The 4,998-nt window shown below is 72.9% G+C and carries 4 protein-coding genes; 1 reads left to right on the forward strand and 3 read right to left on the reverse strand.

Annotation, left to right across the window (positions count from 1 at the left end; genetic code table 11):
* Positions 1 to 190: 190 nt before the first annotated feature.
* From ispG to dxr, 3 genes are all read right to left on the reverse strand, one after another.
* Positions 191 to 1,351 carry a flavodoxin-dependent (E)-4-hydroxy-3-methylbut-2-enyl-diphosphate synthase gene (gene ispG, locus ACFV4F_RS33210; RefSeq protein ID WP_380445455.1) on the reverse strand — a complete coding sequence of 387 codons (1,161 nt, stop codon included), beginning with the start codon at positions 1,349 to 1,351 and terminating at the stop codon, positions 191 to 193.
* A gap of 144 nt (positions 1,352 to 1,495) precedes the next feature.
* The gene (locus ACFV4F_RS33215) at positions 1,496 to 2,800 is read right to left on the reverse strand and encodes a M50 family metallopeptidase (RefSeq protein WP_380445454.1); all 1,305 of its coding nucleotides are present in this window, start codon (positions 2,798 to 2,800) and stop codon (positions 1,496 to 1,498) included.
* Positions 2,801 to 2,932: 132 nt separating this feature from the next.
* A complete protein-coding gene (gene dxr / locus ACFV4F_RS33220) occupies positions 2,933 to 4,177 on the reverse strand; it encodes a 1-deoxy-D-xylulose-5-phosphate reductoisomerase (RefSeq protein ID WP_380445453.1) in 1,245 nt (414 codons plus the stop codon).
* Positions 4,178 to 4,284: 107 nt separating this feature from the next.
* Between dxr and ACFV4F_RS33225 the strand changes: the two genes are divergently transcribed.
* The gene (locus tag ACFV4F_RS33225) at positions 4,285 to 4,953 is read left to right on the forward strand and encodes an NAD(P)H-binding protein (protein ID WP_380508156.1); all 669 of its coding nucleotides are present in this window, start codon (positions 4,285 to 4,287) and stop codon (positions 4,951 to 4,953) included.
* Positions 4,954 to 4,998 lie beyond the last annotated feature (45 nt).

The following is a 4,998-nucleotide window of genomic DNA, read 5'->3' on the forward strand; positions in this document are numbered from 1 at the left end:
CCCGTACCCCTCCTCGCCACCACCCACACAGGCACAGCAGTGGGCCCCCCCCCCCCCCGGGCCCCCCCCCGGGGGGGGGCCGGGGGCCCCCCCCCCCCGCCCCCCCCCCGCTTCCGGAAAGACAGAACAGCGCTCCGCACGGGCCCGGGGCGGACGACCGCGCGGGGGCCGCGGGGGAACTACACCCCGGTCACTCGCCGGCGACGACCGTCGGCGCCCCGGCCTCGACGCCCTCGGCCTGCATCTGCTCGGCGAGCTTGAGCGCCTCCTCGATGAGGGTCTCGACGATCTTCGACTCGGGGACGGTCTTGATGACCTCGCCCTTGACGAAGATCTGGCCCTTGCCGTTGCCGGAGGCGACCCCGAGGTCGGCCTCGCGGGCCTCGCCCGGGCCGTTCACGACGCAGCCCATGACCGCGACGCGCAGCGGCACCTCCATGCCCTCCAGGCCGGCGGTGACCTCCTCGGCGAGCTTGTAGACGTCCACCTGGGCGCGGCCGCAGGACGGGCAGGACACGATCTCCAGGCCGCGCTGGCGCAGGCCGAGCGACTCCAGGATCTGGTTGCCGACCTTGATCTCCTCGGCCGGCGGGGCCGACAGCGAGACCCGGATGGTGTCGCCGATGCCCTCGGCGAGCAGCGCGCCGAAGGCGACCGCGGACTTGATGGTGCCCTGGAAGGCCGGCCCGGCCTCGGTGACGCCGAGGTGCAGCGGGTAGTCGCAGGCCGCCGCGAGCTGGCGGTAGGCCTGGATCATCACGACCGGGTCGTTGTGCTTGACCGAGATCTTGATGTCGCGGAAGTCGTGCTCCTCGAACAGCGAGCACTCCCACAGCGCGGACTCCACCAGCGCCTCGGGGGTGGCCCGGCCGTACTTCTCCAGCAGGCGCTTGTCGAGCGAACCGGCGTTGACGCCGATCCGGATCGGCACGCCCGCGTCCTTGGCCGCCTTGGCGATCTCGCCGACCTTGTCGTCGAAGGCCTTGATGTTGCCCGGGTTGACGCGCACCGCGGCGCAGCCGGCGTCGATCGCGGCGAACACGTACTTCGGCTGGAAGTGGATGTCGGCGATGACCGGGATCTGCGACTTCTTCGCGATGATCGGCAGCGCGTCGGCGTCGTCCTGGGACGGGACGGCGACCCGGACGATCTGGCAGCCGGACGCGGTGAGCTGCGCGATCTGCTGCAGCGTGGCGTTGATGTCCGAGGTCACGGTGGTGGTCATCGACTGCACCGAGACGGGGGCGTCACCACCGACCGGGACGTTGCCGACCATGATCTGCCGGGATACTCGGCGCTTGGCGAGCGGCTTGAGCGGCAGGGACGGAATACCGAGCGAGATCGCGGTCATGTGCGCAGGGTTCCCCAGGGTGGAGGTGTGGTCGACCGCCCGGCCGAAGGAAACGGCCGGGGCCGGGCGCGCCACGATCGCGCACCCGGCCTCCACGGTACGGCACGGGGGTGGAGCCGAGCACACCCGCCGTACCCGGACGCACTAGCTGATCTTGACCGGGTTCACCAGGTCGGCCACCAGGACCAGCAGGGTGAACCCGATGAAGATGCTGGCCACCACGTACGCCAGGGGCATGAGCTTGGCGACGTCGAACGGGCCCGGGTCCGGCCGCTTGAACAGCTGTGCGAGGCGGCGGCGGACCGATTCCCAGACCGCGCCCGCGACGTGGCCGCCGTCGAGCGGCAGCAGCGGCAGCATGTTGAACAGGAACAGCGACAAGTTGATGCCGGCCAGCAGGTTCACGAAGAACGCGATCCGCTGGGTGCCGGGGATGTCGAGCGAGAAGACCTCGCCGCTCACCCGGGCCGCGCCGACCATCCCGATCGGCGAGTCCGGGTCGCGGGGGGCGTCACCGACGACGGCGTTCCACAGCCCGGGGATCTTGCCGGGCAGGGCGACCAGGGACTTCACGCCGTTCTCGGCCATGTCCGTCATCCGTCCGAGCGACTGCCCGAAACCCAGCTGGACGACACCACTCGCCGGGGTGAATCCGAGGAACCCGGCCTGGACGGTCTGCCCCTTGATCGGGATGTCGTTCGCGTCGTACTTCTGGACGTCGTTGACCGCGATCGTCGGGCTGAGGGTCAGCTGCTGCCCGCCCCGGTCGACCACCACCGGCACGGTCTTCCCCGCCGACCTGCGGATGTCCGCCTGGAGCTGGTCGTAGGTGTGGATGCGGTCCCCGTCGAAGGAGAGGATCCGGTCCCCGGCCTTCAGCCCGGCCGTCGCGGCGGGGGTCTGCGGGGCGCCCGCCGGGCAGGCGTCGGTGGGCTGGCCCGCCTTGACGATGCACTGGGCGACGGTGCTCACCGTCGGCACGTTCATGGAGACGCCGAAGCCCATCATGACCGTCAGGAAGAGCCCGAACGCCAGGATCAGGTTCATGAACGGCCCGGCGAACATGACGATGACGCGCTTCCACGGCTTGCGGGTGTAGAACAGCCGGTGCTCGTCACCCTCCTGGAGCTCCTCGTAGGAGGCCTCCCGGGCATCCTCGATCATGCTCCGCCAGGGCGAGCTGCTGCGCTTGGTGATCCGCCCGTCATCGCCCGGCGGGAACATCCCGATCATCCGGATGTACCCGCCGAACGGGATCGCCTTGATGCCGTACTCGGTCTCGCCCCTGCGACGCGACCACAGGGTCGGGCCGAAGCCGACCATGTACTGCGGCACCCGGATGCCGAACAGCTTGGCCGTGGAGAGGTGGCCGAGTTCGTGCCAGGCGATCGACACCAGCAGCCCGAGCACGAAGACCAGGATGCCGACCACCGTCAAAACCGCTGCCACCGCAACTCCTCCGTCATGCCGCTCCGCTCATCGTCTCGTCCTACCGCGACCGGAGCCACGGTTCAACCGCCGCGGCCGACCGGGCCGGCCGGATCGGGCCGGCCCGGTCGGCCGGTCAGCCCGGTCGGGCGGTCAGCCCGCCGCCAGCTCGCGGGCCCGGGCGCGGGCCCAGTCCTCCGCGTGCAGGACGTCCTCGACGGTCAGGGAAGTTCCCGCCGCAGCCGACCCGCCGTCGTGCTGTCCGTGCTCGGCCACGACCTTGGCAACAGTGTCCACGATTCCCGTGAAGGCGAGCCGGCCCTTCAGGAAGGCCTCCACGCACTCCTCGTTCGCCGCGTTGAACACCGCCGGCACCGTACCGCCCAGCGAACCCACCTCGCGGGCCAGCTCGACCGCCGGGAACGCGTCGTTGTCCAGCGGGAAGAACTCCCAGGTCGCGGCCTTGGTCCAGTCGCAGCCCGGCGCGGCGTCCGGCACCCGGTCCGGCCAGCCCAGGCCCAGCGCGATCGGCATCCGCATGTCCGGCGGGCTGGCCTGCGCCAGCGTCGAACCGTCGGTGAACTCCACCATCGAGTGCACCACCGACTGCGGATGGACGACGACCTCGATCCGCTCGAACGGCACGTCGTACAGCAGGTGCGCCTCGATCACCTCCAGGCCCTTGTTGACCAGGGTGGCCGAGTTGATCGTGACGACCGGGCCCATCGCCCAGGTCGGGTGCGCCAGCGCGTCCTGCGGGGTCACCCCGGCCAGCTGCTCCCGGGTCCGGGTGCGGAACGGCCCGCCGCTCGCCGTCACCACCAGCTTGCGGACCTCGGCCCGGGTGCCGCCGGCCAGCGCCTGGAACAGCGCCGCGTGCTCGGAGTCCACCGGCACGATCTGGCCCGGCTTCGCCACCGCCTTCACCAGCGGACCGCCGACGATCAGCGACTCCTTGTTCGCCAGCACCAGCACCCGGCCCGCCTTCAGGGCGGCCAGCGTCGGCCGCAGCCCGATCGACCCGGTGATGCCGTTCAGCACCGAGTGGCACTCCATCGCGGCCAGCTCGGTCGCCGCGTCCGGCCCCACCAGCACGGCCGGCAGCGCACGGCCCGCCGCCTTCGCCGCCAGCGCCTCGCGCAGCGCCGGCTCCGCCGCCGGGTCGGCGACGGCCACGGTGTGCACGCCCAGCTCCAGCGCCTGCTCGGCGAGCAGCTCCACCCGGCCGCCGGCCGCCGACAGGGCGACCACCCGGAACCGGTCCGGGTTGCGGAGCACCACGTCGATGGCCTGGGTGCCGATCGACCCGGTGGAACCGAGGATCACCAGCTCCCGGGGGCCGGACGGGTCCTGCACGGTGGGCGTGAAACGCAGCTGCGGGTGGGCGAGCGAAGTCATGCGCCCATTGTGTCCTGCCCGGCGCCCTCCTCGTGCCCGCCCCGGGGCGTCCGCCCCGCAGCACGCTCCGCACGACGGGGACGCGCGCCGCGGCTACCGTCGGAGCCATGCGTACCGTCATCGCCGGGGGCCACGGACAGATCGCGCTCGCCCTCGAACGGCTGCTCGCCGCCCGCGGCGACCGCCCGGCCGGGATCATCCGCCGCCCCGAACAGGCCCAGGACCTCGTGGCCGCCGGCGCCGAGCCGCTGCTGCTCGACCTGGAGGCCGCCACCGCCCCGCAGCTCGCCGCCCTGCTCGACGGCGCCGACGCCGTGGTCTTCGCCGCCGGCGCCGGACCGGGCAGCGGCGCCGAGCGCAAGAACACCGTCGACCGCGACGCCGCCGTGCTGCTCGCCGACGCGGCCGAACTCGCCGGCGTCCGCCGCTACCTCATGGTCTCCTCCATGGGCGCCGACGCCCACGCCCACCACCCCGCCGACGAGGTCTTCGAGACCTACCTGCGCGCCAAGGGCGCCGCCGACGACGCCGTCCGGGCCCGCACCTCCCTCGACTGGACGGTGCTGCGCCCCGGCCGGCTCACCGACGGCCCCGGCACCGGCCTGGTCCGGCTCGCCCCCGGAACCGGGCGCGGCGCGGTGGACCGGGCCGACGTGGCCGCCGTCCTCGCCGCCCTGCTGCGCGAACCCGGCACCGCCGGGCAGACCCTCGAACTCGTCGCCGGCAACGCCACGGTCGCCGAGGCCGTGGCCGCCGCCGGCGGACACGACGGCTGACCCGCCCCCGGACGTGCGGAGGGCCCGGTTCGACCGAACCGGGCC

Source organism: Kitasatospora sp. NPDC059722 (assembly GCF_042733235.1).
Classification (GTDB): Bacteria; Actinomycetota; Actinomycetes; order Streptomycetales; family Streptomycetaceae; genus Kitasatospora.